At 67.3% G+C, this 26,384-nt stretch carries 31 protein-coding genes; 13 read left to right on the plus strand and 18 right to left on the minus strand.

What is annotated here, in order from left to right; translation table 11 throughout:
- Positions 1-139: 139 nt before the first annotated feature.
- The 4 genes from OU998_RS14565 to OU998_RS14580 form a co-directional block, all read right to left on the minus strand.
- Positions 140-544, minus strand: a complete 405-nt coding sequence (locus OU998_RS14565; protein ID WP_267514377.1) for a DUF3168 domain-containing protein — start codon at positions 542-544, stop codon at positions 140-142.
- Positions 541-819 carry a head-tail adaptor protein gene (locus tag OU998_RS14570; protein WP_267514378.1) on the minus strand — a complete coding sequence of 93 codons (279 nt, stop codon included), beginning with the start codon at positions 817-819 and terminating at the stop codon, positions 541-543. The genes OU998_RS14565 and OU998_RS14570 overlap by 4 nt, the downstream gene beginning before the upstream one ends.
- A gap of 26 nt (positions 820-845) precedes the next feature.
- Positions 846-1,112: a head-tail connector protein gene (locus OU998_RS14575; protein WP_267514379.1), complete on the minus strand. Its 267-nt coding sequence runs from the start codon at positions 1,110-1,112 to the stop codon at positions 846-848.
- 136 nt (positions 1,113-1,248) lie between these two features.
- Positions 1,249-2,487: a phage major capsid protein gene (locus OU998_RS14580; protein ID WP_267514380.1), complete on the minus strand. Its 1,239-nt coding sequence runs from the start codon at positions 2,485-2,487 to the stop codon at positions 1,249-1,251.
- A 213-nt stretch (positions 2,488-2,700) separates the two neighbouring features.
- Here OU998_RS14580 and OU998_RS14585 point away from each other — a divergent pair, with 213 nt between their 5' ends.
- A complete protein-coding gene (locus OU998_RS14585; RefSeq protein WP_267514381.1) occupies positions 2,701-3,225 on the plus strand; it encodes a hypothetical protein in 525 nt (174 codons plus the stop codon).
- Here OU998_RS14585 and OU998_RS14590 read toward each other — a convergent pair.
- Complete coding sequence (locus tag OU998_RS14590; RefSeq protein WP_267514382.1) at positions 3,220-3,429, minus strand: hypothetical protein; 210 nt, start codon at positions 3,427-3,429, stop codon at positions 3,220-3,222. The two genes, OU998_RS14585 and OU998_RS14590, sit on opposite strands and share 6 nt — an antisense overlap.
- Positions 3,430-3,795: 366 nt before the next feature.
- Between OU998_RS14590 and OU998_RS14600 the strand changes: the two genes are divergently transcribed.
- Complete coding sequence (locus OU998_RS14600) at positions 3,796-4,386, plus strand: hypothetical protein (RefSeq protein WP_267514383.1); 591 nt, start codon at positions 3,796-3,798, stop codon at positions 4,384-4,386.
- Here the strand turns inward: OU998_RS14600 and OU998_RS14605 are convergent.
- Positions 4,383-4,802 (minus strand): HK97 family phage prohead protease, encoded by a 420-nt coding sequence (locus OU998_RS14605; RefSeq protein WP_267514384.1) that lies wholly within the window; start codon positions 4,800-4,802, stop codon positions 4,383-4,385. The genes OU998_RS14600 and OU998_RS14605 overlap by 4 nt on opposite strands.
- A gap of 211 nt (positions 4,803-5,013) precedes the next feature.
- Here OU998_RS14605 and OU998_RS14610 point away from each other — a divergent pair, with 211 nt between their 5' ends.
- Positions 5,014-5,973, plus strand: coding sequence for an IS5 family transposase (locus OU998_RS14610; RefSeq protein ID WP_267514385.1), 960 nt, complete (start codon positions 5,014-5,016; stop codon positions 5,971-5,973).
- A gap of 145 nt (positions 5,974-6,118) precedes the next feature.
- On the opposite strand, the gene OU998_RS14615 is transcribed toward OU998_RS14610, so the two are convergent.
- From OU998_RS14615 to OU998_RS14635, 5 genes are read right to left on the minus strand one after another with little or no spacing between them, the layout of a single operon-like run.
- Positions 6,119-6,346: a hypothetical protein gene (locus OU998_RS14615; protein WP_267514386.1), complete on the minus strand. Its 228-nt coding sequence runs from the start codon at positions 6,344-6,346 to the stop codon at positions 6,119-6,121.
- Entirely contained in the window at positions 6,343-7,497 is a 1,155-nt protein-coding gene (locus OU998_RS14620; RefSeq protein WP_267514387.1) for a phage portal protein, read from the minus strand. The genes OU998_RS14615 and OU998_RS14620 overlap by 4 nt, the downstream gene beginning before the upstream one ends.
- Positions 7,498-7,550: 53 nt before the next feature.
- Positions 7,551-8,714, minus strand: coding sequence for an acyltransferase family protein (locus OU998_RS14625; RefSeq protein ID WP_267514388.1), 1,164 nt, complete (start codon positions 8,712-8,714; stop codon positions 7,551-7,553).
- A 37-nt stretch (positions 8,715-8,751) separates the two neighbouring features.
- On the minus strand, positions 8,752-9,882 hold the full coding sequence (locus tag OU998_RS14630) for an SGNH/GDSL hydrolase family protein (protein WP_267514389.1): 1,131 nt from the start codon (positions 9,880-9,882) through the stop codon (positions 8,752-8,754).
- Entirely contained in the window at positions 9,879-10,166 is a 288-nt protein-coding gene (locus tag OU998_RS14635; protein ID WP_267514390.1) for a spike base protein, RCAP_Rcc01079 family, read from the minus strand. The genes OU998_RS14630 and OU998_RS14635 overlap by 4 nt, the downstream gene beginning before the upstream one ends.
- 126 nt (positions 10,167-10,292) lie before the next feature.
- Here OU998_RS14635 and OU998_RS14640 point away from each other — a divergent pair, with 126 nt between their 5' ends.
- On the plus strand, positions 10,293-10,565 hold the full coding sequence (locus tag OU998_RS14640) for a hypothetical protein (RefSeq protein ID WP_267514391.1): 273 nt from the start codon (positions 10,293-10,295) through the stop codon (positions 10,563-10,565).
- Positions 10,562-10,981, plus strand: coding sequence for a type II toxin-antitoxin system VapC family toxin (locus OU998_RS14645; RefSeq protein WP_267514392.1), 420 nt, complete (start codon positions 10,562-10,564; stop codon positions 10,979-10,981). The genes OU998_RS14640 and OU998_RS14645 overlap by 4 nt, the downstream gene beginning before the upstream one ends.
- A 190-nt stretch (positions 10,982-11,171) precedes the next feature.
- Here the strand turns inward: OU998_RS14645 and OU998_RS14650 are convergent, their stop codons facing one another.
- Positions 11,172-11,645, minus strand: a complete 474-nt coding sequence (locus tag OU998_RS14650) for a YcgN family cysteine cluster protein (protein ID WP_267514393.1) — start codon at positions 11,643-11,645, stop codon at positions 11,172-11,174.
- A gap of 32 nt (positions 11,646-11,677) precedes the next feature.
- Positions 11,678-12,724: a chemotaxis protein gene (locus OU998_RS14655; protein ID WP_267514394.1), complete on the minus strand. Its 1,047-nt coding sequence runs from the start codon at positions 12,722-12,724 to the stop codon at positions 11,678-11,680.
- Between the two features lie 200 nt (positions 12,725-12,924).
- Between OU998_RS14655 and OU998_RS14660 the strand changes: the two genes are divergently transcribed.
- The 8 genes from OU998_RS14660 to OU998_RS14695 all read left to right on the plus strand — a co-directional run bounded on the left by OU998_RS14660 (position 12,925) and on the right by OU998_RS14695 (position 22,237).
- Positions 12,925-14,787 (plus strand): ABC-F family ATP-binding cassette domain-containing protein, encoded by a 1,863-nt coding sequence (locus OU998_RS14660; protein ID WP_267514395.1) that lies wholly within the window; start codon positions 12,925-12,927, stop codon positions 14,785-14,787.
- Between the two features lie 172 nt (positions 14,788-14,959).
- A complete protein-coding gene (locus OU998_RS14665) occupies positions 14,960-15,991 on the plus strand; it encodes an alpha/beta hydrolase (RefSeq protein WP_267514396.1) in 1,032 nt (343 codons plus the stop codon).
- Positions 15,992-16,085: 94 nt separating this feature from the next.
- Positions 16,086-17,069 carry a sensor histidine kinase gene (locus OU998_RS14670; RefSeq protein WP_267514397.1) on the plus strand — a complete coding sequence of 328 codons (984 nt, stop codon included), beginning with the start codon at positions 16,086-16,088 and terminating at the stop codon, positions 17,067-17,069.
- Positions 17,070-17,725: 656 nt separating this feature from the next.
- The gene (locus OU998_RS14675; RefSeq protein ID WP_267514398.1) at positions 17,726-18,769 is read left to right on the plus strand and encodes an ABC transporter substrate-binding protein; all 1,044 of its coding nucleotides are present in this window, start codon (positions 17,726-17,728) and stop codon (positions 18,767-18,769) included.
- Positions 18,762-19,529 (plus strand): ABC transporter ATP-binding protein, encoded by a 768-nt coding sequence (locus OU998_RS14680; RefSeq protein ID WP_267514399.1) that lies wholly within the window; start codon positions 18,762-18,764, stop codon positions 19,527-19,529. Before OU998_RS14675 ends, OU998_RS14680 begins: the two co-directional genes overlap by 8 nt.
- Complete coding sequence (locus OU998_RS14685) at positions 19,526-20,281, plus strand: ABC transporter permease (RefSeq protein ID WP_267514400.1); 756 nt, start codon at positions 19,526-19,528, stop codon at positions 20,279-20,281. Before OU998_RS14680 ends, OU998_RS14685 begins: the two co-directional genes overlap by 4 nt.
- A 64-nt stretch (positions 20,282-20,345) precedes the next feature.
- Positions 20,346-21,125: a hypothetical protein gene (locus OU998_RS14690; RefSeq protein WP_267514401.1), complete on the plus strand. Its 780-nt coding sequence runs from the start codon at positions 20,346-20,348 to the stop codon at positions 21,123-21,125.
- Positions 21,122-22,237, plus strand: coding sequence for a DUF2336 domain-containing protein (locus OU998_RS14695; protein ID WP_267514402.1), 1,116 nt, complete (start codon positions 21,122-21,124; stop codon positions 22,235-22,237). Before OU998_RS14690 ends, OU998_RS14695 begins: the two co-directional genes overlap by 4 nt.
- Before the next feature lie 215 nt (positions 22,238-22,452).
- On the opposite strand, the gene OU998_RS14700 is transcribed toward OU998_RS14695, so the two are convergent.
- The 5 genes from OU998_RS14700 to OU998_RS14720 form a co-directional block, all read right to left on the minus strand.
- Positions 22,453-22,881, minus strand: a complete 429-nt coding sequence (locus OU998_RS14700; RefSeq protein ID WP_267514403.1) for a MucR family transcriptional regulator — start codon at positions 22,879-22,881, stop codon at positions 22,453-22,455.
- Between the two features lie 148 nt (positions 22,882-23,029).
- On the minus strand, positions 23,030-24,247 hold the full coding sequence (locus tag OU998_RS14705) for a DUF2336 domain-containing protein (RefSeq protein WP_267514404.1): 1,218 nt from the start codon (positions 24,245-24,247) through the stop codon (positions 23,030-23,032).
- Between the two features lie 52 nt (positions 24,248-24,299).
- Positions 24,300-25,280, minus strand: coding sequence for a cysteine synthase A (gene cysK, locus OU998_RS14710; RefSeq protein WP_267514405.1), 981 nt, complete (start codon positions 25,278-25,280; stop codon positions 24,300-24,302).
- A gap of 112 nt (positions 25,281-25,392) precedes the next feature.
- A complete protein-coding gene (locus OU998_RS14715; protein WP_267514406.1) occupies positions 25,393-25,518 on the minus strand; it encodes a hypothetical protein in 126 nt (41 codons plus the stop codon).
- Between the two features lie 53 nt (positions 25,519-25,571).
- Positions 25,572-26,333, minus strand: coding sequence for a LytTR family DNA-binding domain-containing protein (locus OU998_RS14720; protein WP_267514407.1), 762 nt, complete (start codon positions 26,331-26,333; stop codon positions 25,572-25,574).
- Between the last annotated feature and the right edge of the window lie 51 nt (positions 26,334-26,384).

The raw sequence follows: 26,384 nt of genomic DNA on the forward strand, positions 1-26,384 counted from the left end.
TTGATTGGCGAGCGGCGAGTGGCGCGTGTTTCAGTGAGCAGAGAAATGACGAGTGAGCGAGAGGTGAGCATGCAACTTCAGCTCACTTCTTCGCTCACGCCTTCGCTCACTACTTACTGGCCACTCCACACTTCTGCGCTCACTCCACCTCTTCCGTCACCGCCCTCAGCCGCACGACCGCAAAGGTCCGCCGCCCGTCCGACGCCCTGAACACCTCCGAAACCCCGGCGCTCAGCGACACCGTCCGCACCCCGTCGGCCTCCAGCCGCGCGTCGTGCAGACAGGCCCGCACCGCCGCCGCCATGGCCTTGGCCTCTTCCGATCCCGCGAACCGCGACACCCCCGTCAGGGTCAGGTCGTGTTCGACCCCGCATCCGTCCGCCGCCACAGGCCGGCTCTCGCATCGGCCGATCGCCAGATAGGGACAGACCGCCGCCTCCGGCGCCTGATCCCATATCCGCCCCTCCAGCAGGGCGCCCAGCGTCGCATCGGCTTTCAACGCCGCCAGGATCGCCCCTTGCAGGGCCCGTTCGTGATCTCTCATCGCCCCCGCTCCAGATCCAGCAGGGCACGGCCCGGCCGCGGCGTATCGACCGCGACGATGGTCCAGTCCGCCCCGCCGAAGCGCAGCACCCGGCCCGGCGTCAGGCGCGGATCGGCCCGCGCCTCGGCCGTCGCCGTCTCGATGATGCGCCGCTCGTCGCCGTCGCCCCGTTCGACACGCCGACGCACCCCGCATTTCAGCCAGGCCGAGCCCACGGCTTCAAAACTGATGCTGCGCCCGCCATACGGCGTCTGGGTCTCCACCGGCTGGAACAAGCCGGCTAGCACCCTCAGCCCGCCGCTCACAGCCGCACCACGCGATAGGGCGCGACCCAGGTCTCGACCGCCGTCGCCGCCCCGACCGCCTCGCCCCGCTCATAGGCCCGCAGCACCAGCATCAGGATCGCCAGCCTCAACCCCGCCGGCGAGGTGGAGGTCAGGTTCAACCCCACATCCCCCTCCACCCGCGCCTGGGCCGCCTCGATCAGGGTCTGGATCAGCCCGTCCTCGGCCTCATGCTCGACCCGCAGAAACAGCTTCGCCTCCGCCACCGTCACCGGCTGCGCCATGTAAAACCTCGCTTGTCTTGAAAGAGGCGAGTGGCGAGTGAAAAGTGAGCAAAAGGTGAGCAAGCCGTGAGCCGCTCTTGTCTTTACGCTCACTTCTCGCTCACTACTCACCTACTATGGACTCGCCACTCGACGACTAACCCGCGCTGAACCGCATCACCTTCACCGCGTCGAAGTTCTGCACCCCGCCCCCGACCCGCTTGGTCGTGTAGAACAGCACATAGGGCTTGGCCGAATAGGGGTCGCGCAACACCCGCACCCCCGCCCGGTCCACGATCAAATACCCGCGCTGGAAGTCCCCGAAGGCGATGGACAGGCTGTTGGCCGCCACATCCGGCATGGTCTCGATCTCAGTGACCGGATAGCCCAACAGCGACGCCGTCTCGCCCAGCCGCGTCGCCGGCTGCCAGATATAGTTGCCGTCCGCGTCCTTAAACTTGCGCACGGCCGAGACCGTCTTTCGGTTCATCACGAACCGCCCGTTCGGCCGGTACTGGGCCTTGGGCGCATAGACCAGGTCGATCAACCGGTCCGCCGGACTGGTCGGCGCGAACCCGCCCGCCGCACCCGACGCCACATAACCGATCTGACCCCAGGCCTGACCCGCGTCCGCCACGGTCGGATAGGTCAGGAAGCCCTTGGGCTTGTTCACCCCGTCGCCGTTGACGAAGGCCTGGGTCTCCTGCGCCGCAAAGGCGTCCTCGACCTCGGCCGCCAGCCATTCGTCCAGATCGACCATGGCGTCGTCCAGCAGGGCCTGGGTCGCCGCCGGATTGGCGTACAGATCCGCCGACGGAAACTCCAGCAGGGCCAGGGTCGCCGGGTCCGTTTCGGGCCGCGCGGCGGCCTCCGCCACCCAGCCGCAGGACACGCCCCCCGTCGACACCGGCTTTCTGAACACCCCCGCCGCCACCGTCCTGACCGTGGCGATCTCGCGCATCGGCGACGCCGCCATCAGCCGTCGCTCGATGGCCCGCTCGGTCTCATACGGCACCACATAGCCGCCCGAGGTCGCCCCGCCCGACAGCCCCGCCTTGACCTCCAGCGCGCCAGACTGGCCCGTCTTCAAATACCCATCCCACGCCGCCTTCGCCTCCGGTGCAGACGCCGGTTCGACCCGCTCCCCGCCGATCATACCGCCGATAGCCGGACGCCTGTTCTGGCTCATCACCCGATCCAGCCGCGCCTGCGCCGACGCCACCGCCTGGTCGATCCGCGCCACCTTCTCCTCCAGCAGCACATCCGCCGCCGCCTTCCTCTCGATCTCGCCCAGCCGGGCGTCATTCGCCCCCTTGAACGCCTCGAACGCCGCCATCATCTCGCGCACGACAGCGGGCGCTTCCGGCGAGCCGGAAGCCTGTTGGGTCTCTTTCATGATATCTCCGGTATTAGAAACCGCTAGTTGCGGTTAGGGACGAGGCATGAACCGCCTCAAAGAAATTTTCCTATCGGGCACTTCTCGCGACCGTCGAGAATGTGGCCATAGGCGCGCCATGACCTAGGATCATTCAATAAACTCGCGACCGCACTTGCAATGGCAAAGCTCGCGCCTAGGTTATGGTTAACAAAAACCTAAGGAGGCTACGCGATGGGATTACGCTACGAAAATCTCGATGCTGAAACGCGGACATTAATGTCTGAAGAGATCGACATGGATCGCCAAGAACAGTCCATGTACGTCAGCAACCACCTCAATGATCGAGGTGCGGAGCTCTGGCCGGAATTAACCAGCGAAGCCGCGAAGACCGGTACCGACGACAGCTTGGCGCGCGCACTCACTGACCAGAACCTTCTAAAGGACCGAGTCGAGCGGCGAACACCAAGTGGGGGAACCACCATGGCAAAGGTGCCTTATACGGCCCCCAGCACCCTCGCTGAAGCTCAGTTCAATATGTACTATATGCGCGCCTTGGCTCGTCGAGCGATAAGCACAGGCAGCCCCCTCGTCGTCTATAGAGGCAAAGAAGTCACCTACGCGCGACCAGAGAGCGAGAAACTTCTCGGCACCCACTTCGATCCTCAAGTTCTACTGGATGAGCTACGGCGTACGAAGGGTGTCGATCCAGCGATACCCATGCCCCTGCCGAATTCAGGACTTTGCGTCCGTTTATAGACGTTCCAGTCGACCCACCTCGTTACAGGTGTATCGGAAAGAAAAATCCTCTGCTTCCATCACAAAAAGCTCTGCATCTTCATTGATGCCGAGATCGTGCTTATTCGCGATTGAAGTTAAATCACGAAGAAAATCAGCTTGAGAACATGGAGAACCATCATCGGCCTCAATATCGTTCTGTTTTGAAGCATTACAGATCGTCATAGCTTTTCTCCTTCACCCCAAACATTTTTCAAAGCCATAAACCGCGCCCTTGGCAGCATCGGGAAGGTCACCAGCGACACCTCCCACAGCTCGATCCCGCTCAGCACCCTCAAACGCCCCTGACGCTGCGCCCGCGCCTTTGCAACGCACGGTAATCTTACCGCTCGCGCATCTCAAAAACACTGATATGTCTGAAAGGCGAAACCCCGCGAGGGCCTTTCGGCTGTCGCGGGGCTCTATCAGTCCGAAACCGTATGCCAAGGCAGTGACGGGTTCCGGCTCACTGGGATGTCTATACGCATAGTGGCGAACCTAGTTCAACAAACTCTTATCGAGCAGCTGAGGCCCGTCATATCCGATGACCGGATGGGGACCTATCTAACAGCCGCAGGCTTTGATCCCGAGCGCGCCCTACGCCTCTACATCTGGAATGCTCTAGTTGGTGAAGCATTTCATCTTCCCGTTCAATCTGTTGAAGTCGGACTTCGAAACAGGATCAACCATCATCTGATCAGTCTCTATGGCCAGAAGTGGTGGCAGGAAGACCAGTTCTTGAAGATGGCCGGTCCCGAACGCGCTTCTGATATCGAGGTCGCCCTGCGGCGGATCCGCAACAGGGGCGCAACACTGGATACCGGCCAGGTTGTAGCCACACTTTCCTTCGGCTTCTGGGCAAGCCTGCTTCAGAAGCGATATAATCCAAACCTCTGGGGCGGACGACTGCATACCGCCTTCCCCCATTTGGCCTCTGGACGGACCCGAGGAGATCTCGCACAGCGAGTCAAACGCGTCGCCGATTTTCGAAATCGCGTCTGGCACCATGAACCCATCATCAAGAAGGATCTGTCAGCCGAATATTCGGCTGTCATGGAGCTGCTGGGTTGGATCTGCCCAGTGAAAGCCCAATGGGTGCGGCCTCACTGCCGCGTCCCCGCGCTTATCCGACAAAAGCCCTAGCCGCCGGCGGGACGGTCGCTCTCAACAGCCGCAAACCTAGCCCCCGGCAGCATGGGAAACGTCACCAGCGACACCTCCCACAGTTCCACCCCGCTCAGCACCCGCAGCCGCCCCTGACGTCGCGCCCGCGCCGTGCGGTATCCAATCGACAGACCGTCCATCGCCCCCGCCCGGCTCAGCGCGGCGGCGAAGCGGGCCTCGGCCGACCAGTCCTCGATCCGGCCCCGCACGAACAAGCCCCGCGCGTCCTCAATGATCTCGTCCCAGACCCCGACCGGCGCCCGCGCGTCATGCTGGTTCAGCATCCGCACCCCCGCCGCCCCCGTCTTCGCCAGACTGTCCGCAAACGCCCCCGCCTGCACCACGTCCCCGTTCAGATCCGCCACGCCCCACAGCGAGGCGTAGCCCTGGATCATCACAGCCCCTCTCCCCTTGCGGGAGAGGGAGACCGCGCACGGCGGCGCAGCCGTCGTTCTGGCGCGGTCGGGCGAGGGGTCAAACCAGCCCTTCCATCCATGACCGACCAACCCCTCATCCGACCTCGCTGCGCTCGGCCACCTTCTCCCGCAAGGGGACCGTTGCATTATTCGCGGATCGTGATTCCCTGTCCCTGACGGAGGGATTACGATGTCGGTGAAGCGGACGGGCCAGTTGGGATTTGGCGAGGTTGCGCTGGCGCGGCGTAGTGGCAGCGCGGCCCTGGAGCGGGTGTCGGCTCTGGTCGATTGGACCGGGTTCGAGCGAACGCTGGCGGGGCTTCGCGAGGAGGGGCCGGGCCGACCCGGCTATCGGCCTCTGCTGTTGTTCAAGGCCCTGCTTCTTCAGGCCTGGTATGGGCTGTCGGACGCCGAGCTGGAGTTCCGGCTGGGCGACAGCCTGGCGTTCGGGCGGTTCGTCGGGCTGAGCCTGGAGGACGAGGTTCCCGACCACACGACCCTGTGCCGGTTCCGTAACCGGCTGGTGCGGGATCGGCTGCTGGAGCGTCTGTTCGCAGAGCTGGATGGTCAGTTGGAGGGTGCGGGCGTGGTCCTCAAGCAGGGCACGATGCTGGACGCCACCCTGATCGAGACGCAGGCCGCAGGACGGCGCGGCCCCGGCGAGGCCAGGGTCGATCCCGACGCCGCCTACGCCCGCCGCTCTGGCAAGCCGGGTTCGACCCACGGCTACAAGGCCCACGTCGGCGTCGATCAGGGCTCGGGCCTGATCCGGTCGATCCTGACCACTCCGGCCAACGTCAACGACACCACTCCCGCCGACGCTCTGGTCCGGGGCGATGAGAGGGCCGTGCTGGGCGATGCGGCCTATCACACCCATGCTCGGCAGGCCGCGCTCAAGGCTCAGGGCATCAAGCCGCGCCTGATGCGACGGCCCAACAAACATCACCCGACACTGCCGCCCCGTCTGGCCCGGCTCAACCGCCTGATCGCTCGCCGGCGCGCCGCCGTGGAGACCACCTTCGCCACCTGGAAGCGCCGCATGGGCCTGACCGGCATCCGCTACATCGGTCTGACCAAGGCGTCCGGCCAGATGCTGATGGTCGCCATGGCCTTTAATCTGCGCCGCTGGGCCGCCCTGCAACCCGCCTGACCAAGCCCGGAATCCGTCCAAAACCCGCCGACCCGACCCGAAACAACCCAATCTCACCAGCATGAGCGCTGCCTTATCGCGCCAAGCCAAAAGCGGGACCGTAACGCAATGGTCCGGCAAGGGGAGAAGGGATCATTCGACGCCCTCATCGCCCCTCCAGCCTCCGCTCGATCCGCTCCACCGCCGCCGCCGTCGCCTCCCCTTGCGTCTCCAGCCGCGCCAGCCGTTCGGCCACCAACCTCTGCTCCCCGACCCTCTGCTCCAAGGTCGCGATCCGCGCCGCCGCGCCCCCGGCCCAGACCAGGCCCCCGACCGTCTGCACCGCCAGGGCGGCGATCAGGGCCGCCACGGCCTTCTTCACCGCATCGCTCATCCTTCCACCCCCGCCATCCGCCGTCGCTCCTCGTCAGTCAGGAAGCTCGCCGCCTCCAGCCGCGCCCACAGGGCGTCGCGCTCGGGCTGCAGCGCCGGCACGGCCTCCAGGTCGGCCCGCACCTCGCAACCGGGGAACCGTTCGCCCAGCCAGCCCGTCATCGCCCCCGCCGCCTTGCGCACCAGGGGCGCGATCGTCTGCCGCCAGAAGGCCGTGTTGGCCTCGCGATAGTTGGCGTAGGTGGCGTCCCCCGGTATCCCCAGCAGCTGCGGCGGCACCCCGAAGGCCAGGGCGATCTCGCGCGCCGCCGCATGTTTGCCGGCGGTGAAATCCATCTCGGCCGGCGTCAGGCTCAGCGGCTTCCAGTCCATCCCGCCTTCCAGCAGGATCGGCCGCCCGGCGTTCCCGGCGCCGGCGTATGTGGACGACAGCTGCGCCTTCAGCGCCTCGAACTGACCGTCGGTCAGCCGCTCACCCTTCTGCGCCCCATAGACCAGCGCCCCCGACGGCCGCGCCGCATTGTCCAGCAAGGCCTTGTTCCAGGCCCCCGCCGCATTGTGCGCATCCACCCCCTGCGCCGCCGCCTCCATCGGAGACAGCCCGTACCAGTCGTCCAGCGGGTGCCACAGTTTCAGCTGCATCACCGGCCCCCAGCCGTCCGCCGCCCGCCCGATCCGCATCGACCGTCCGTCGACGCAATACTCCCATGCCTCGGGCCAGCCCGACCGGCCGGGAACCACCTTCACCCGGTCCGACCTCAGCGCCCACAATTCCTCCGGAACCTCGTCCCCGACCGCCTCGACCCAGGCATTGCCCGACACTTGAAGCGCCCCATAGACCGACTCCATCAGCTCCGCCCCCGACTGTTCGGGATTGGGCCGGCGGATCAGCCGCGCCAGCGGATGGGCCTCGTCCCTCACCCCCTCCACAAACACCGCAAAGGGCGCCGAGGCCGCCGCCTCCGCGATCATGCGGATACAGCGATAGGCCACCGCATTCTTCTGATACCCCTCGCGCGCCAGACTGGCGTAGTCATTGGGCGTCCACCGCGCCCGTCCCACGCCGTGCAGCAGCACCGCCGCCCGACTGGCCTTCTCTTCGGGCGCGCGCAGACGCACGCCCTGGCCGAACGGCCACCGGATCGAAACCATCAAAATCTCCTGGAAAATTCTCCCTCCCCTTCATGGGGAGGGACGGCGAGGCGTCAGCCGAGCCCGGGTGGGGCCGTGCGATCCCGCACGCCGCCCTCGCCCACAACGTCTTTCAACCCTGTCCCGTCGGACCCCACCCTGATCGCTGCGCGATCGCCCCTCCCCATGAAGAGGAGGGAGAGATGTGGCTTCGCCATCCACCGCATCAACGGCCGCTCGACCCAGACATGCACCGCCGCCCCGGCCGTCAGACTGAGGCTGACGGTCAGCACCACCACCGCATCCCCCGGCAGGACCGCGCCCGCTTCAAACATCCGACCCAGCCCCCGGATCACCAGCACATGAACCAGATAGACCGCATAGGAGGCGTCCCCCATGAACATCAGCCCGCGCCGAACCAGGCCGGGCGCCGGATCATCCCGCCCCATCCGCGCCGCCCCCAGCACGACCAGTCCCGCCGGCAGCCCCCAAATCACAACCCGCGCCAGCCCGACCAGCGGCTGGTTCAGCGCCGCCGCTCCATCGATCTCACCGTATCCCAACCCCAGCGACAGCCCGAACCCGATCAGTCCCAGAACCACCGCAGCAACCGCCGCCTGTTCCGGCAGGCCACGCCCCCAACGCGCGATTCCCACCCCGATCAGAAACTCCAGCACCATCGGCGACCCGACGAACCTCAGCACCGGCGTCGCCACGACCAAGCCCAGGATCACCGCCCCGACGGCGACGCTCGCCAGCCCCCATCCCACCCGTCCACCGCCCGCCATCGCGAGCCCGAACCCGGCGTAGAACAACATCTCAAAACACAGGGTCCATCCCGCCCCCAAGGCCGGAAACGTCATCTCCAGCCCGCTGAACGGCCAGAACAGAAAGGTCGCCGCCGCCACATCGGGCGCCAAAGCTCCACCCCGCGCCATCCCGACCAGGATCGGCAGGGACAACAGCCAGTAAATCGGTGCCACCCGCCGCACCCGCCGCCACAGGAAATCTCCCGCCGCCCGCAATCCCGCCTGCCCCTGCGTGGTCATTGCGATGATGAAGCCGCTGATCACGAAGAACAGATCGACCCCCGCCACCCCGAAATCCTCCGCCGTCCCGCCTGCGAGCACAGTCTCTAGCCCCAGCCGCCCCGCTGTCAGATCGACGGCGTGCGCAACCACCACCCCCGTGGCCGCCACGAACCGCAACACCTGGATCTCGTCGAACCTCTGCCTCATCCGCAACGGTTAACACCGGCGCGAACTCAACCCAACTTCAGATCATCACTCGCGCTCGCACAGACTGTGCGATCAGCGCCTGCCCCGCCGCATTCGGATGAACCGAATCGAACATGAGGCTTGTCGCAAAAGCCCCGCCGAACAGAGCCGCCCCGTCGATGGGCGCCGCCAGTCCCTTCTCCGCCGCCACCGCCACGGCCGCCGCCGCTATGGCCTGCTGCGTGGCGTAGCTCGCCTTGCCCTGGGCGGGATTTGACGGGGCCCCGGTCATCATCAGCACATCGCCGCTGATCAAGGCGCGATCCACCAACAGATCCAGACTGGCCCGATAGGCCGCGACCGCCGTCCCATTATTCCAGTCGTTGATGGTCAGACAGATCACTGTCAGATCCGCGCCCGCGGCCGGCAGGCCGCCATAGGCCCGGTAAGCCTGATCCGTCGCCGTCCAGTCCGCCACGCGTGAGCCGCCCCAACCGGCGTTGATCACCTGCACCCGCCGCAGCTCGGACTTCCAGGCCACGCCCCCGGCGATAAAGACCGCACCGCCCGACGCCCGACGCACCGAGATCGGCCCCGTCGTCTCGGGAAAGGCCACCGTATGTCGCTCCAGCCCCGGCGGCTTCAGCGTATCGATGGTCGCGCGCACCACCCCGTCGGTCTCGACAGCGATCACGCCCAGGGCCGTGTTGCACACTGCATAGAGGTCGAACCGGTCCACCGCCCCGTCGGGCTGAAACGTCCAGGTCTCGGTCCCCCAGTCCGGGGTGGTGAACAGCTTCCCGCCCAGACTGGTCAGGCTGGTCACGCTCCATCCGCTCCCCAGGCTGACGCGCGGGTCATAGGCGCCATATCCCCCCGTGGCCAGATCGCCCGCTCCCGCCCCCGCCAGCGACGCCGCCGAGGCCGGCAGTCCCCCTGCGCTCATCAGATCCGCCAGCCGCTTCGGCCACGCCGCCCCGCGCCCGTCCGGCGTCCATCCGCCCGGCACGCCGCCGAACCCCTGGGCCACGCTGTCGCTGACCACCAGCAGCCGCGCATCCCGAACCCCCGCCAACATCTCGCGCACCGCCGCCGACCAACGCGGCAGGTCCGGCACATCGAACCCCGGCCGAGACGGCGCCAGCATCCCGCCTGGCGCCGTCGTCATCGCCTCGACCGACAGGCTCAATCGCACACCGCCACGACCTGGGCCGCCGTCGTTCCCGTGGCCAGAACCCGGCGCACCTGCACCGGCAACCAGCCGACCGGATGATTGGCGAAGGTCACAGCCTCCCCGTCCTCGCCCTCGACCGTCAGCACCCGCAGATTCCCCGCCGCCCCGACGTACAGGGCCTTGGCGTAGGTCGTCAGATCGACCGTATCGCTGGGCGTCACCGCCACCGCGCGCCGCCCCGGCCCGCTGGCGTCCCGCCCATGGTTCAGCAACCCGTCCCGCTCCGCTATGGCCGGCATGTCTCTCTCCTCCCAAGATAAGAATAACTCTCCCTCCCCCTCGGGGGAGGGCAGGCCGCGTCAGCGGCCGGTTGGGGGCGGTCGGGCGACATTCCCCCGTCGCCCGGCGCGTGCTAATCTTCGCCTATGACGATCCACGTCGACATCGCCCGGTCGCACGCCACCCTGGCCGAACTCGCCGCCCAGGCCGAGAACGGCGAGGAGATCGTCCTGTCCCGCGACGGTCAGGCCGTCGCCGTCATCCGCGCCGCGGCGGCCCCTGAAACGCCTCGGTTTCGTTTCGGCGCCCTGGCCCACCTCGGCCCGCTGACGGACGAGGAAGCCAATCTCTTCCTCCAGCCCGACCCGGAATTCATAGAAGCGGCCGAGGCCGCCGACGAAGACGATCTTTATCGTTGAGCGGCGTCCTGCTCGACACGCACGTTCTGATCTGGAGCCTGTTCGATCAGCCCCAAATGACGCCGACAGCCCGATCCTGGATTGATCCTTCAGAACCGATCTATGTCAGCGTCGTCAGTATCTTCGAAATCGACAACAAGCGTCGTCGCGGAGGCAGTCGAGCGGCAGACGCTCTTCTGCACCGTATGCCACGCAACATGCCGGCCGCCCTGCCTCAACTCGGCTTCACCCTGCTTGCAATCGATCCGGACGTCGCGTGGCGCGCGGCCAATTTGCCTATCGACGCCCGCGATCCATGGGACCGCATCCTCGTGGCCCAAGCCTTGGCGTTGGACGTACCCTTGGTCAGCGCCGACGGCCCCTTGCGGGCATCGACGCAGACACACCCCCAGACCGCCGGCGTCATAGTCTTCTGATCCCCTGCTTGCTGTCTCTCCAGCAACGCCCGCCCGGCTCATCGCTATTTCCCGCCATGCCCAAACACTACAGCACCAGCGTCCTCAGGCGCGCAAACAGCCGCGACAAAAGCACAAGCCTTTGAAGCAAAAGGATTCAGACCAGCGTCATTGTAATAGCAGCCGCCGCGAACCCATCAGGCTGCGACCATCAGCCCCGTTCGACCGCCCACTCGGGCGCCTCGAAATCCAACGCGTCTTCGGGCTCGGCCAGCGACAGTTCCGAAATCGTCTGCCCCCGCACCGACACCCCGGCCGTATGCACCGTCTCCGGGTCGCCCGAGACCAGCGGATGCCAGGCCGCCAGCGGTCGCCCCTCGTGCAGCCGGCGATAGGCGCAGGACTTGGGCATCCACCCCAGGGCCTCGATATTGTGCGGCGTCAGCTTGATACAGTCCGGCACCTGGGCCTTGCGGTTCACATAGTCCGAACAGGAACAGGCCTGAGAGTCGAACAGCTTGCAGTGAACCCGCGTCGGGATCACTTCGCCCGTATCCTCGTCCTCGAACCGGATCACGCAGCACAGGCCGCACCCGTCGCACAGCCCCTCCCACTCGGCCGCAGACATCTCTGCCAGGGTCTTGGTTTCCCAATAGGGATGGGTGGGGGAAGAAACGGAAAGCATGGGGCGTCGCGCCTAGTCGATGGATGCGGCCATCAGATGGCGGCCGCGTCCTGAACCAGGCACCCATACCATCCCAGCCCCTCATAGGTCTCGTATCCGGGCGTGCGGGCATAGCCGACTGTCCGATCGCCATTGGAATAGCTGCCCATGGCGCCCGCGCCGACATCCAGTTTCACCGTCTCGCTCAGCACCCCGGCCCCGTCGGAGGCGGCCAACACCCGGTGCTTCTGGTCCAGCAACAGCACCCGCGTCCTGGCCCGCTCCTCGGGCGTCAGCCGCACCCCGTCCACCACCGTCTGCGCCTGGCTCTGCCAGTCGAAATGGATTCCCAGCACCCCGATCACCGCTCCGTTCGCCAAGCCGCCCTTGCGGATCGCGGTCGCGTAGGTGGCGACTGGCGCCCCGTTCAGTTCCTCCAGCCTGATGACGTCCGCCACCGCGAAATCATCGCCCGACTTGGTCGCCATGGAGTCGCGGAACCAGGACATGTCCCGCACCGACCGTCCCTGCACCGAATAGCGATCCGGCCGGCCATTGGCCACGACTGCGCCGCTCCGGTCGCAGATCCACAGGTCCAGATAGACGGTATAGGCGTCCAGTATGACCTTCAATCTCTGGCTGGCGTGCTCAGCCTTGGCCGCGTCCGGTTCAGCGACGCAGTCCACCACCGCGCTGTCCGTCGCCCACCAGCGAACGTCGCAGGTCCGCTCGTACAGGTTCCGGTCGATGATCTCGATGGCGTTCAGCGCCAGGTCCGCCAGCCTCTGCCCCCGCAGTTGCCCAAGGATCGCCCCGCCGATGGCCGATAGCTCGGTCAGATCGCCCCGCACCTGCTGCTCCAGGGCGCCCGCGACGTCGTCGATCTGCCCCGAGATCCGCTTGAACTCCTCGGCCACCACCATGAAGCTGCGGCCCGCCTCGCCGCTGCGCGCGGCCACCACCTGGGCGTTGACCACCAGCATCTTGGCCGCCCGGTTGACCGAGGCGATCTCGCCGATCTTCTCGCCGGCTACGGCGTTCAGCCGCTCGGACAGCTCGAGAATACGCTCGGGCCTGGCGCCCGCGCCCACATCGCTCATTTGAGATCCCCACCTCGTCACCTTGGCGCGCCACAGGGGGAGTAGGGGCGAAACCAAAGATGCCCTTCAACCTAAAGCCTTAAAACTTAACGCATTATAACCATGATTCACAGAACGTCGGTCTGCGTGATTGGACGGAGAACGCCCCTCAAGGCCGAAGGTCGTGGCGGATCGACGTCCCCTCCTCTATATGGCCGCCCATGGCAGCCAGACCCCCCCTCGTCGCTCTCAAGGACGTCCGTCTTCAGGACGGCCAGCGCCCCCTCTTCGACGGTGTCGACCTCGCGGTCGAACCGCGCAGCCGAGCAGCCCTCGTCGGCCGCAACGGCGCCGGCAAATCCACCCTGATGAAGGTGGTCATGGGCATGATCGAACCCGACAGCGGCGACCGCTCGGTCCAGTCCGCCGTCCGCTTCGCCTATGTGCCGCAGGAACCCGATCTCAGCCCGCCCTCAAGTAGCGCCAGCGATAGGGCGACAAAGGAGTGGACCCTGCTCGACTACGCTTCGTCCGGCGAGGCCGAGAGCTGGACCGCCGAAGCCTGGCTGGCCACCTTCGGCCTGAACCCCGAGAAGTCCACCCAGGGCCTTTCCGGCGGCGAAACCCGCCGCGCCGCCCTGGCCAAGGCCTTCGCCGAAGAGCCCGACCTGCTGCTGCTGGACGAGCCGACCAACCACCTCGACATCCTGGCGATCGAACTGCTGGAGAACGAGCTGATCCAGGCCCGGTTCGCCCTGCTGGTCGTCAGCCACGACCGCGCCTTCCTGAACCGTGTCACCAATACGGTCCACTGGCTGGAAAACCGCCGCGTCCGCACCCTGAACAAGGGCTTCGTCGAGTTCGACGAATGGTCGACCAAGGTCATGGAGGAAGAGGCCGAATCCCTGCGTCGCCTGACCAAGACAATCGAGCGCGAGACCGCCACCTTCTACAGCTCAATCACCGCCCGCCGCAGCCGCAACGAAGGCCGCGCCCGCTCGCTGAACGCCCTGCGCGCCGAACGCGCCGAGAAGATGAAGGACGCCCCGCGCGAGCTCTATCTCGGCGTCGATTCCGGCTCGACCTCGGGCAAGCTGGTCGCCGAGATCAAGGGCGTGTCCAAGGGCTTCGCCGGCCGCACCCTGTTCCGCGACCTGACCACCCGCATTATCCGCGGCGACCGGCTGGGCATCGTCGGCCCCAACGGCGCAGGCAAGACCACCCTGGTCAAGACCCTGCTGGGCGAACTGCCGCCTGACGAGGGCACGGTCCGCATGGGCTCCAATCTGGAATCCGTCTATCTGGATCAGTCGCGCGAGGGGCTGAAGTCGGACATGACCCTGTGGGACGCCCTGACGCCGGGCGGCGGCGACTCGATCCTGGTGCGCGGCGTGTCCAAACACGTCGCCGCCTACGCCAAGGACTTCCTCTTCTCCGAGGCCCAGCTGCGCCAGCCGATCTCGACCCTGTCGGGCGGCGAGCGCAACCGCCTGCTGCTGGCTCGCGCCCTGGCCAAGCCGGCCAATCTGCTGATCCTCGACGAACCGACCAACGACCTGGACATGGACACGCTCGACAAGCTGGAAGAGCTGCTCGAGAACTATGACGGCACCCTGATCCTGGTCAGCCACGACCGCGACTTCATCGACCGCCTGTCCACCTCGACCCTGGCCCTGAACGGGCGCGGCGACATCGTCGAGACCCCCGGCGGCTGGACCGACTTCATCCGCCAGAATCCCGGCTTCCTCCAGCCGGGCTCGAACCCCCGCCCCCAGGACAAGGCCGCCGCCCAGCGCGCCGCCGACAACCCCGCGCCCGCCGTCGCCCAGGCCGCCGTCAAGAAGACCGCCAAACTCTCCTTCAAGGACGCCCACCGCCTGAAGGAGCTGGAGGCCCTGATCGACAGCCTTCCCGCCGTCATCGTCAAACACGACGCCACCCTGGCCGACCCCAACCTCTACACCCGAGACCCCAAGGCCTTCGACGCCGCCATGAAGGCCGCCGACAAGGCCCGCGCCGACCTTGAGGCCGCCGAACTGGAATGGCTGGAACTGGAAGAGAAGAAGGCGGCGCTGGCGGGGTGAAGGGTCATATGGCCCAAAGGACCGTCCTCTCAGCCCTACCAGCCTGAATCATATTCCCCCACCCGTCATCCTCGCCCTTGTGGCGAGGATCCATAGACTCCGTGGAAGAAGCGACCCACGCCGTCGAACACTGGGCGTCTGGATCCTCGGGACAGGCCCGAGGATGAGGGCTGTGGGAAACGCCGCCCGCGCCCTTGAAACCAAACCCGCCGTCACCCACTCCAGCAGCATGACCCTGCGCACTCATGACGTCGAATTCCCCCCGGCCCAGCAGGCGGCCGTGCGGCGCGTCAACTCCGTCCTGGCCCGCGCGCCGCGCCTGCGCACCGACGCCTGGCGGATCGATGCGGGCCAGCGGATGTCGCTCTGGCTGGACGCCGCCGCCGGAGCCGTCACCGTCCCGCGGCTGCGCAAGCGCGGCGTCACGGTCGAGATCGTTCAGACCGACGGCGACCACCCCGTCCCCTTGCGCATCCTCCACCCCGAGGGCCCGCCCCGCGCCGTTGTTCTGGACATCCACGGCGGCGGCTGGGTGCTGGGAAGCGCCGGCCTGAACGACCGGCTGAACGCCCATCTGGCCCGCCACGGCTTCTGCGTCGTTTCGGTCGATTACCGTCTGCTGTCCGAGCGCCGCCAGGTCTATATCGACGCCGCCATCGCCGACTGCCTCGCCGCCGCCCACTGGACCGTGACCCATGTTGATCGCCTGGGCGCCGCGACCGTCTTCCTGATTGGAGAATCCGCAGGCGGCCACCTCGCCGCCCTGACCGCCGTGGCCCTGCGCGACCAGGGGTTGATCGACCGGGTGTCCGGCTGCGTCTTCACCTATGGCGTCTTCGACCTGTCGGGGACCGAAAGCGTCCGCACGGCTGGCCCCGACACCCTGTTGTTCAACGGCCCGTCCATGCAGGCCGACCTGGCTCGTCTGGCCCCGGACCGAGACGAGGCTGGCCTGCGCCGGTCGGACGTCTCGCCCCTCTACGCAGACCTGACCGGCCTGCCCCCCGCCCTCTTCCTCGCCGGCGAATACGACCCCCTGTTCGAGGACAGCCTGCTGATGGCGACCCGATGGAGTGAGGCCGCCGAAGCCGACCTGATCCGCGTGCCCGAGACGCCGCACGGATTCCTCCATTTCGGCGGCCCGGCCGCCAGGGGCGCACGGGGCGCCGTTCGCGCCTGGTTGAGCAACCGGCTCACAAGCTGAACCATTTCACGATTGTCGCAACGAAGGATTTCCCTTACCGCAGAAACCTTCACCGCCGCGCAGTCCATACGCAGAGAAGAAGAGGAAGCGGCTTTTGAGTCCGGCGTGGTTTCGCAGCAATCCGATCTATGGCTATGGCTTGGCGATCTGCGCCTGGCTGACGGCCTTTGGCGTCAGGATGGCGCTGGCCGACTGGTTCCCGCCCGGCTTCCCCTATCTGACCTTCTTCCCGGCTGTCGTGGTCGCCGCCTATTTCGCCGGCCTGAGGCCCGCCCTGCTGACCGCCGTTCTGTCCGGCCTCAGCGCCTGGTGGTTCTGGATCGGAGCGCCCGGATTTGACTGGAGCCTGGCGACCGGACTGGCGCTGATCTTCTATGTCTTCGTGGTCGCGGTCGATATCTTCTTCATCATCGGCATGAACTCCGCGACCGACAATCTGCGGCTGGAGGTGGCGCGCAACGCCGCCCTGGCCGAAAGCCGCGACCTGCTGCTGAAAGAGGTTCAGCACCGCGTCTCCAACAACATCCAGGTGGTCAGCAGCCTGCTGCGGCTTGAGGCCGGGATGTCCAAGGATCCCGCCACCCGTCGCGCCCTATCAGAGGCCTCGGCCCGCACCGCCATGATCGCCAATGTCCAGCGCAGCCTATTGGACGCCGACGGAGCGGCCGCGCCTTTCGACGACCTGGCGCGCCGTCTGGTCTGCGACGCCCTGAACGCCGCCGGCCGCAACGACGTGACCGTCATGGTCGAGGACGCCCGCCACGCCCTGACGGCTGAAGAAGCGACGCCGGTCGTCCTGATCCTGCTGGAATGCGTCAACAACGCGCTGGAACACGCCTTCCCCAACCGTGCCGGCCGCATCGACGTTCGCCTGTATGAAGACGGGCCCGAGCGTCGGCTCGAGGTGCGCGACGACGGCGTCGGCCCTCCGCCGGACTTCGATCCCGCAAAGGGACGCAGCCTGGGCCTGAGGATTGTTCTAGGCCTTGCGGAACAGCTTCACGGCCGATTCGACATCGTCGACGCCGCCCCCGGCGCGCTCTGCGTTCTCAGCTATCCCCGGCCTGTCGCGCACTGAAATCGCGCAGTCGCGTTTCTGTGGACAAGACAAACCGCTGATACGCCAAAGCGAATTCGATCCGTCCACCGATGTTCACAGGCTTGTCCACCGCCGCCGGGCCAATCATGCACATCGGGGCGAGTTCGGGCGCTTGCCTCATACCGGGTTTCGCGAGAACGTCAACAGGCCGAGGGACACGGCGGCGCGGAAATCGGGGGAGACCCCGGCATCAAGCGAACCGGCCCGGCTCTACGACCCGGCGCGAACGGGCGGTCTTCGGATCGTAACGGGCGGCGGGCGGGATCCACGGCCCCGGTCTTCGACGGTCTTTGGATCGACGCTGCACAGGGGAACCGGATCGGGATCGACGGACGACGCGGACGCAATGCCGTGGGACGCCTGAGACCCGGAGCGCGACAGGATACAGCCGACCGTCCTCGCGGGTTCGCCCCCGACGACGCCCAGGCCGAGGCCCTGACCCAACCGGCCAAGTCCAACCCGGACTTGGCGAGGGGACGAAGTTCACGGGTTCCCCCTGAACGCTTCGTCCCCTCGCTCAATTCGGGCCTGCGCCACACCAGACAGGTTCCCTCCGGGCCCTCTGCCCCCCAATCAATGCGCCGTCGCTCGCCCCCCGCCTTCCCAACGCCGCCATCCCCTCGTAAAGCAGGGCCATGATCCAGCGTGGGAATCGCCTGCTGACCCGACGCCGCGCTCTGCTCGCGGGCGGCGCGGCCGTGGTCGGAGGCGCGGCGCTCGGCCTTCGCGCCTGCACGCGATCCGAAGCGCCGGTGGACGAACAGGGCCGCGTGCGGCTGCGTTTCGCCACCGACTGGCGCGCCCAGGCGGAACAGGGCGGTTTCTATCAAGCCCTGGCGACCGGCGCCTATGAGAAGCGCGGCCTGAACGTCGAGATCATTCAGGGCGGGCCGGGCGTCAACGTGCCGCAACTGCTGGCCTCAGGCGCCGTCGAACTGGGCATGGGGTCCAACAGCTTCATCCCGATGAACCTGGTCGCCGCCGGCGCCCCGGTGAAGGCCGTCGCCGCCTTCTTCCAGAAAGACCCCCAGGTCCTGATCGCCCATCCCGATCCGGCGCTGGAGACCATCGCCGATCTGGCCGGTCGGCCGATCCTGCTGGCCGACGCCTCGATCAACGCCTTCTGGGTCTGGCTGAAGGCCAAATACGGTTTTACCGACGACCAGGTCCGCAAATACACCTTCAACCCGGCGCCCTTCCTGGCCGACGAGCGGGCGGTGCAGCAGGGCTATCTGACCAGCGAACCCTACACCATCGAACAGGAAGCCGGGTTCGAGCCCAAGGTCTTCCTGCTGGCTGACGAAGGCTATCCTTCCTACGCCACCATGGTCCTGGCCCCCAACGCCTTCGCCCGGGACAACGCCACGGCCCTGCGCAGCTTCATCGCCGCCTCGGCCGAGGGCTGGCGCGACTATCTGCGGGGCGACCCAAAGCCCGGCGACGCTTTGATCCGCAAGGACAATCCGGAAATGACCCAGGCCATCCTGGATCAGGCCCGGCAAAAGCTGCGCGACAACGCCATCGTCGACGGCGGCGACGCCGCCCTCTATGGCCTGGGCGCCATGACCGCCGACCGCTGGCAGGCCTTCTTCGAGGTCACCAGCCAGGCCGGAGTCTTCGATCCGGGCCTGAACTGGCGCGAGGCCTTCACCGACAACTATCTGCCGGGCCGTGGCTGAGCCCATCGCCTTACTGCGGGGGGTAACGGTCGATCTTGTCGGCCGCCCCCCGCTCGGCCCCATCGACCTGACCGTGGCGCGGGGCGAGATCCTCGCCCTGGTCGGCGCATCGGGCGCGGGCAAGTCCACGATCTTGAGGCTGCTCGCCGGACTTCAGCAACCCAGCGCGGGCAAGGTGTCGCGCGCCGCCGGCTTGGGCCGCACCGGCTTCGTCTTTCAGAGCCCGACCCTCATGCCCTGGGCCGACACCTTGTCCAACGTCGCCCTGCCGTTGGAACTGGCCGGCGTCTCCAAGACCCAGGCCCGCGACCGCGCCGCGGCCGCCCTCTCGGCGGTCGGCCTGGGCGACCGGCTCGACGCCCGACCTTCCCAGCTGTCGGGCGGCATGGCCATGCGCGCCGCCCTGGCCCGCGCCCTGGTGACAGGCCCCGACCTGCTGCTGCTCGACGAGCCCTTCGCCGCCCTGGACAGCGTGACCCGCCGCCGCCTGATTGAGGATCTGCACGCGCTCTGGGCCACGGCCGATCCCCGCCCCGCCGTCGTCTTCGTCACCCATGACGTCGAAGAGGCCGTCTATCTGGCCCAGCGGGTCGTGGTTCTTGCGGCGACCACCGGCCGCCCCGTCGCTGATCTACCGACGCCCGGCGCCCCGCCGCGTCCCGACCGCTGGCGCGCCGACCCCGCCTATCGCCAGACGGTCGAGGCCGTCGCCGACGCCCTGGAGGCCGCCATGGCCCCGCAAGCCGAGACAGCGGCATGAGACGCCTCGCCAACCTCGCCCCGCCGCTGTTGCTGGCCGCCGTCCTACTGACGGTCTGGGAGACCGCCTGCCGCCTCCTCGATCTGCCCGTCTATCTGCTGCCTCCGCCCAGCGCCGTGGCCCTGGCCCTGGTCGAAGCGGGGCCGCGCCTGGCCGCCTCGGCCTGGATCACCTTCGGCATGGCGGTCCAGGCCCTGGTCCTGGCCGGTCTGATCGGCGGAGGCCTGGCCTTGGCGGTGTCGCTCCACGCAGGCGCCGAGCGGGCCGTGCGCCCCTTGGCCGTGGCGCTTCAGGTCACGCCCGTCGTCGCCGTCGCCCCCCTGGTGCTGATCTGGGCCGGGCTGGACCACGCCGACCGGGCCGTCGTGGCCCTGGCGGCCCTGGTCGCCTTCTTCCCCCTGTTCTCTGGCGTCCTGACCGGGTTGAAGTCCGCTGATCCGGACCTGGAGCGGTTGTTCGACCTGTACGGCGCCACGCCCCTGCAACGACTGTGGCGGCTGCGCCTGCCCTCGGCCCTCCCCTTCGCGCTTGAGGGGCTTCGGGTCGCCGCGGGCCTCGCCGTCATCGGCGCCGTGGTGGCCGAGTTCGTATCCGGCTCCGGCGCAACCCAAGGATTGGCCTGGCGCCTGCTGGAGGCCGGCAACCGACTGCGCACCGCCGAAATGCTGGCCGGCGTCCTGTGTTTGACCGTCTTGGGCCTGGTTTTGAACGCCGCCGTCGGTCTGGCCGCGCGATTCCTGTTGCGCCGTTAGCGGCGGGTTAAGCGATGACCGCCTAGCGTGTGGGCTGTCTATCAATCGCGTGAGAACCGCCCCTTTGCGACGCGTCCTGATCCTGTCGACTGTCCTGGTCGCCGCCTGTGCGGCGTCGGGCGCCGCCATGGCCCAGGCCCAAGGTCAAACGCAGACCACCGCCGATGGCCTGCGCTATCTGTCTTGGCCGGGCAAGGTTAAGACCGGACAGGCAGCCGCCCCGCGCGCTGCGGCGCCTTCGCCGACCCCGGTCGGTCGGTCGCTTCCCCTGCCCCGGATCACCGCGCCGCCGCCGGCCGCCTCATCGCCCCGTCGCGGCCTGACCCCCGCCAGCGACTGGACGTCGCCGCCCGTCCACGCCCAGACAGCCGCAGCCCCTTCTCCCGCTCCCAGCGCCCTGCCCGAACAGGTTCTGGTAGAAGCCCAAGGTCAGGCCGAGGCCGCATCGGCCGCCGCCGTCTTCGACCCGATGGCCCCCCGTCGCGACGCACCGATCTTCCGGCTGCAGGCGCAGACGGCGCCGCGCTTGAACCCATCCGAGACGTCCGATTCCAGTCCGGCTCCTGCACCCCAGACCGCCGACCAGCCCCCGATCGTCCAGGCCGCGCTGTCTTCCGCACCCGTGCTCGGGGCGCGCTTCTATTCCGTTCACCGTCAGGCCGGCCGCAAGCCCGACCCGATCGCCCCGGCTCAGCCCGTCTATCTGGACGCTCTGCCGGTCGAGATGACCCAGACCCCGTCGTCCGCTGACCTCGCTCGACCCGACGGCCCGCCGGCCCTGCTGCGCAATAGCGACGGCACGGTTCGCGCCGCGCCCCAGACCCAGGAGGACGCCCTTCCGTGACCGACGGCTCTTCCACCGACAACGACATCATCCAAACGTCGCGCCTGCCCGACCTCATCGCCCTCGCCAACGAGACCTCCAGCGAGAAGCGTCGGCTGCTGCTTCGTGAACTATCCGACCACTTCATGGGCGGCGCCGAGCACAGCGCAGCCGAGACCGAGCTCTACAGCTCTGTGCTCGAAACCCTGTCCGACGAGATGGAGACGGCCGTCCGCGCTGAGCTGGCCGCCCGTTTCGCCACATCCCCCAATGCGCCCGCTGGCCTGATCCGGCGTCTCGCCGAAGACCAGATCGAGGTCGCCGGCCCTGTGCTGCGCGGCTCGACCGTACTGACCGACGCGGACCTCATCGGCGTGGTCAGTCGCCAGGGCCAAGACCATATGCGCGCCGTTTCGGGCCGGGTCGAAGTGTCCGAAGCCGTGTCAGAAATCATCGTCGAGCGGGGCGACGACCAGACCCTGGGCGTGCTTCTGCGCAATGACGGCGCCCAGCTGTCGCGCGCGGCGTCCGAGACCGCCGTCGAACGCGCCAAGATCAATCCCGACCTTCACGCCCCCGCCGTCGAACGCAAGGGCCTGCCCGCCGACCTGCTGAACGACATGTATTTCGTCGTCGAGGCCCGGCTGCGTCAGCAGATCCTCGAACAGAACGCCCAGATGGATCCGGAGCTGCTGGAAGCGGCCCTCGCCGCCGGCCGCACCCGCGTGGCCACCGACGACGGCGCCCTCCCGCCCGACTACGCCGACAGCCAATCCTATGTCGAAGAACTCTATGCCGCCGGACAGCTGACGCCGCAGATGCTGATCCGCTTCCTCCGCTCCAAGGGCCGCACCCCGTTCCTGATCGCCCTGTCACGCCTGTCGGACGTGGACTTCCACACCGCGCGCAGCATCGTTGATCGTCGCGACCTGGACGCCCTGTCGATCATCTGCAAGGCGGCCGACATCGATCGGGCCATCTTCCTGACCTATGCGGTGTCGCTGCTGGGGGCGGACTCCAATCCGATGGGCAAGGCCGCCGCCTATGGCCGGATGTATGGCGAACTGACCCGCGAAGCCGCCATGCGCACCCTGCGCTTCTGGCGCATGCGCCGCGTCGCCCAGGCGGCTTAAGCCCAATCTCCCTCCCCTTCATGGGGAGGGGCGATCGCGCAGCGATCGGGGTGGGGCCCGAAAGGGCGTAAGCAAGCGGCTCGCCACCGCCTCAAACATGAGCAGCGCGCTTCTGACTACCCCCGCCATCCCTCCCCATAAGGGGAGGGAGAACAAACAAAAAAACGCCCGCCTCCTCTCGGAAGCGGGCGTCTCTATGCCGGTAAAGACCGACCCTACTTCTTGGCGCGCGTGGTGCGAGCGGGTTTGCGACCGCCCTGACCCAGGCCCATCTGCTTGGCCAGCTCCGAACGCGCCTTGGCGTAGTTCGGCGCAACCATCGGATAGTCTTTCGGCAGGCCCCACTTGGCGCGGTAATCTTCGGGGCTCATGTCGTACTTGGTGCGCAGGTGACGCTTCAGCGACTTGAACTTGCGGCCGTCTTCCAGGCAGATCAGGAAGTCCGCGTTGATCGACTTGCGGATCGGCACAGCCGGCTCTTTGGGCTCGGGCTCGACCTCAACGGGACCATTCGAAACGCCCGACAGCGCGGCGTGAATATTGGCGATCAGCGCCGGCAGGGCTTCAGCCGTTACGGTATTGTTGCCAACATAGGCCGACACGATGTCGGCGGTCATTTCGAGCAGTTCGGGCTTCTCTTCCATTCGCGGCGTCTCTTTCGTGATCTATTTCATTCGACTGAAACGCCAGTCGAACTTTGATGACGGGTCTTAGAGTTGTTTGACGTCAAAAGCAATCCAGCCAAATACGGGCATTTCGCATCAGTGTCATAACACTTCCAGTGGTGCTGATCTAACGACCAAAGTCTTCGGCCAAGGCCATCATGGCGGCTCGCTCAGGAGCCGAATATTCATCAACCGCGTCATCCTCGCCCTCGCGGATCGCGCGCAAAAGATTGGGAGTCAGCGCTGACGACAGAGACCAGTTCCAGTAACGCAATACGGTCTGGGCCCGGTCCACCGCCAGAATTTCATAGGTGATCTGCACTCGGTCCAAATCCGGGTGCACCGCGCCTTCCGCCGTTATCTCGGGCCGACGCATTGAGCGCCACAGGTTGAGCAGATCGGCGCGCGACAGGCCCGTAGCCTTGCACAGGATCGCCAGAGGCTCCCCCCCCGGATCGCCCAGAATCTTGGCCCCTGTCAGCGGCTTCACCCCCGCCAGGAAGGCGATCTCGGACGCCACTTCGCGCGACAGCCCGTCTTGGGCGGCGACGGCGATGGCGTGCTCCAGTCCGTCATAGGGACTTTTCTCGATCGCGGCTCGGTTGCGTTGCCGCCGTTCGATGAACTGCAGCGCCTTGCGCGACACCGGGTCTGACCAAGCCTCGTCCGCCGCCATGGCGAAGACGTCCTCCGACACCTCCTGCATCAACTCCCGCGACACGGCGAAGCGCTGCAGGATGACGCGCCGATCGTCGGCCCCGCACCACCAGAACATCACATAGGCGCCCGACGGCCTCAACTCGGGCCGTTTCAGCAACAGGCCGCACAGCCTGGGCTGTTTGCGGCTCAGGGCGACCACCGACTCTATTCCCACCTGGGACAGTCGGGCGCTAGGGTTGCGCAACACCGCCTCGATGGTCTCGACCTCGCCGAAGCTGAACAGGGTCTCTGTGACGATCTCGGACAGGCCGCGCCGCCCGGCCATGATCAGCCGATGCTTCGGCCCCGCATCCCGCGCACATCCCACCAGATCGGCGTCGCTCAGGGCGGCGCACTGTTCGATCAACAGGCCGGCGATCTCGGGCGTGTCGCGCAATAGCAACCGCGCCACGCTGTCGGGCAGTTCGGCCAGCGGCGTCAGCCGCGACGCGACGCGTTGGCGATCTTGCGGCGAGGCCTGACGCAGCATCTCGACCAGCAGATCGCCGGTGACGGCCCGCTCGAAGGCGTTGATCCGGCTGGCCGGCAGTGAGACGACGTCGGCCAGCCGCTTCAGCAGAGCGTGCCGCGCCTTCAGCGCCGGCGGCGCCGCCTCTTCGTCATCCACGGCAGTCGCCTCGTTCATGGCTCCAGACTAGGGCGGCGCGGGTTAACCCCACGTATCGCCGCCCCGGCCGTCACAGGCCTTCGAACAGGGCCGTGGACAGATAGCGTTCGGCGAAGGACGGAATGATCACCACAATGGTCTTGCCCGCGTTCTCGTCGCGCGCCGCTAGGCGGAAGGCGGCGGTCAGGGCCGCGCCCGAACTGATGCCTACCGGGACACCCTCCGTGCGGGCTGCCTTGCGCGCCATGTCGAAGGCGTCGTCGTTCGAGACCTGCTCGACTCCATCGACCACCGACGCATCATAGATGGCGGGCGTGAAGCCGGCGCCTATGCCCTGGATCTTGTGCGGGCCGGGCGCGCCGCCCGACAGGACCGGCGAGGCCTCGGGCTCGACCGCGATCATCTGCACCGAGGCCTTGCGGGCCTTCAGCGCCTGACCGACGCCCGAAATCGTGCCGCCGGTGCCGACGCCGGCCACCACCATGTCCACGGCGCCGTCGGTGTCGTTCCAGATCTCTTCCGCCGTGGTCGCACGGTGGATGGCCGGATTGGCCAGGTTCTCGAACTGCGAGGGCATGACCGCGCCCGGCGTCGAGGCCAACAGCTCCTCGGCCCGGGCGATGGCGCCCTTCATCCCCTTCTCGGCCGGCGTCAGCTCCAGCTGAGCGCCCAGCAGGGCCAGCATCTTGCGCCGCTCGATCGACATACTCTCGGGCATGCACAGGATCAGCTTCAGCCCCTTGGCGGCGGCGACGAAGGCCAGGGCGATGCCGGTGTTGCCGCTGGTCGGTTCGATCAGCACCGTATCGGCCTTGATCTTGCCCGCGTCCTCCAGCGCCTCGACCATGGCCACCCCGATCCGGTCCTTGACCGAGGCGATCGGGTTGAAGAACTCCAACTTGGCCAGAACCGTGGCCTTGGCCCCATACTCCGCCGAGAGGCGCGGCAGCCGCACCAGCGGCGTGTCGCCGATGGTGTCGATGATCGAGTCATACACCTTGCCCCGCCCCTTCTTCAGATGGCGGGACGCGTCGTAGCTGAAGTCGGACATGGGGGGCTCCGGTCGGTTCGGGTCGTTCAGGGTGCGTAACAGATAGGCGGCGAAGTCGATCCGCAAGGGGTCAGGGGCGATGATTTCTCTCCGCCGCGCCCAGATCCGGCGCCTAGCCGAAGAAGACCCCGAACATCGCGATGGCGAACAGGACGAAGATGCTGACGAACGACACCGCCGCAGCGACGGCGCCCATTCCGAGCATGATCATCAGCAGACGGTCGGATTTTCTGGCCATGCGCCCAGCCTAACGACGCGATCCCTGGACGTCGAGCCGACGCCCGGCTCCGCCTACAACCACCCCGCCGCCCGCAGCGGCCCGACCCGCGCCCGCGACACCGGGGCCGTCAGCCCGCCCTTCAGCCTCAGGCTCAGATTCCGACCGTCCTCCACCACGCCGACGACGGCCGCACGCGCCACCCACCAGGAGCGGTGGGTCTGACGCCCTTCGACTCCCGCCAGCCCGGCCATGGCCTGCGACAGCGACATCAGCACGAGGTCGGACCCCAGGGGCGTGTGGACGCGCACATAATGATCCTCCATCTGCAGGCAGATCACCTCGCGCCCCAGGTGGACGGGCAGTCGGTCGCGTGGATCGGCCGACAGCGGCGCCGACGCTGCCGTCCCGGCGGCGGCGGACGGGCGGGACATCAGCCATAGGATGGCTCCGGTCGCCACGGCGCTGACGATCAGGCTCTGACCGAACCATTCCAGCAGACCGACCTCGAACGTGCGGCCCCACACCATCTGCGCCAGGGCGCGACTGATCAGCGTCATCGGGGCCGCCAGCAGCAAGACCGACGGCGGCGCCCACAGCCACGGCGACAGCCCCCGCCGCATCGCCTGTTTCGCCAGCAAGGGCAGGGTCAGGCCGAACAAGGCCCAGCCGGCCCAGAGGCTAACCACCCAATACAGGATCCGCACCGGTGCGGCGCCGTTCATATAGGAGCCGAACGGCCCGACCAGACCCAGCAGCACGCCAAGACCGGTGGCGACAGCCAGCCCCAGCCGCGCCGCCCGTCCGACGCCCCATCGCGAATCCCCGATCGTCATCCCTCGCTTCTAGCCGTTCGGCGGCCGCTGCGGAATCGCCTCGGCTCTCCT

The sequence above is a fragment of the Brevundimonas sp. SL130 genome, from assembly GCF_026625805.1.
GTDB lineage: Bacteria > Pseudomonadota > Alphaproteobacteria > Caulobacterales > Caulobacteraceae > Brevundimonas.

Bases quoted from the DNA above. Each gene is read 5' to 3' on its own strand.
- OU998_RS14675 (WP_267514398.1), top strand. From the start codon at position 17,726: ATGATCCAGCGTGGGAATCGCCTGCTGACCCGACGCCGCGCTCTGCTC.
- OU998_RS14705 (WP_267514404.1), bottom strand. From the start codon at position 24,247: ATGAACGAGGCGACTGCCGTGGATGACGAAGAGGCGGCGCCGCCGGCG.
- OU998_RS14685 (WP_267514400.1), top strand. From the start codon at position 19,526: ATGAGACGCCTCGCCAACCTCGCCCCGCCGCTGTTGCTGGCCGCCGTC.
- OU998_RS14585 (WP_267514381.1), top strand. From the start codon at position 2,701: ATGGGATTACGCTACGAAAATCTCGATGCTGAAACGCGGACATTAATG.
- OU998_RS14575 (WP_267514379.1), bottom strand. From the start codon at position 1,112: ATGGCGCAGCCGGTGACGGTGGCGGAGGCGAAGCTGTTTCTGCGGGTC.
- OU998_RS14615 (WP_267514386.1), bottom strand. From the start codon at position 6,346: ATGAGCGATGCGGTGAAGAAGGCCGTGGCGGCCCTGATCGCCGCCCTG.
- OU998_RS14565 (WP_267514377.1), bottom strand. From the start codon at position 544: ATGAGAGATCACGAACGGGCCCTGCAAGGGGCGATCCTGGCGGCGTTG.
- cysK (WP_267514405.1), bottom strand. From the start codon at position 25,280: ATGTCCGACTTCAGCTACGACGCGTCCCGCCATCTGAAGAAGGGGCGG.
- OU998_RS14700 (WP_267514403.1), bottom strand. From the start codon at position 22,881: ATGGAAGAGAAGCCCGAACTGCTCGAAATGACCGCCGACATCGTGTCG.
- OU998_RS14600 (WP_267514383.1), top strand. From the start codon at position 3,796: ATGGGGACCTATCTAACAGCCGCAGGCTTTGATCCCGAGCGCGCCCTA.
- OU998_RS14635 (WP_267514390.1), bottom strand. From the start codon at position 10,166: ATGCCGGCCATAGCGGAGCGGGACGGGTTGCTGAACCATGGGCGGGAC.
- OU998_RS14720 (WP_267514407.1), bottom strand. From the start codon at position 26,333: ATGACGATCGGGGATTCGCGATGGGGCGTCGGACGGGCGGCGCGGCTG.
- OU998_RS14620 (WP_267514387.1), bottom strand. From the start codon at position 7,497: ATGGTTTCGATCCGGTGGCCGTTCGGCCAGGGCGTGCGTCTGCGCGCG.
- OU998_RS14650 (WP_267514393.1), bottom strand. From the start codon at position 11,645: ATGCTTTCCGTTTCTTCCCCCACCCATCCCTATTGGGAAACCAAGACC.
- OU998_RS14605 (WP_267514384.1), bottom strand. From the start codon at position 4,802: ATGATCCAGGGCTACGCCTCGCTGTGGGGCGTGGCGGATCTGAACGGG.
- OU998_RS14625 (WP_267514388.1), bottom strand. From the start codon at position 8,714: ATGAGGCAGAGGTTCGACGAGATCCAGGTGTTGCGGTTCGTGGCGGCC.
- OU998_RS14640 (WP_267514391.1), top strand. From the start codon at position 10,293: ATGACGATCCACGTCGACATCGCCCGGTCGCACGCCACCCTGGCCGAA.
- OU998_RS14660 (WP_267514395.1), top strand. From the start codon at position 12,925: ATGGCAGCCAGACCCCCCCTCGTCGCTCTCAAGGACGTCCGTCTTCAG.
- OU998_RS14655 (WP_267514394.1), bottom strand. From the start codon at position 12,724: ATGAGCGATGTGGGCGCGGGCGCCAGGCCCGAGCGTATTCTCGAGCTG.
- OU998_RS14580 (WP_267514380.1), bottom strand. From the start codon at position 2,487: ATGAAAGAGACCCAACAGGCTTCCGGCTCGCCGGAAGCGCCCGCTGTC.
- OU998_RS14590 (WP_267514382.1), bottom strand. From the start codon at position 3,429: ATGACGATCTGTAATGCTTCAAAACAGAACGATATTGAGGCCGATGAT.
- OU998_RS14610 (WP_267514385.1), top strand. From the start codon at position 5,014: ATGTCGGTGAAGCGGACGGGCCAGTTGGGATTTGGCGAGGTTGCGCTG.
- OU998_RS14715 (WP_267514406.1), bottom strand. From the start codon at position 25,518: ATGGCCAGAAAATCCGACCGTCTGCTGATGATCATGCTCGGAATGGGC.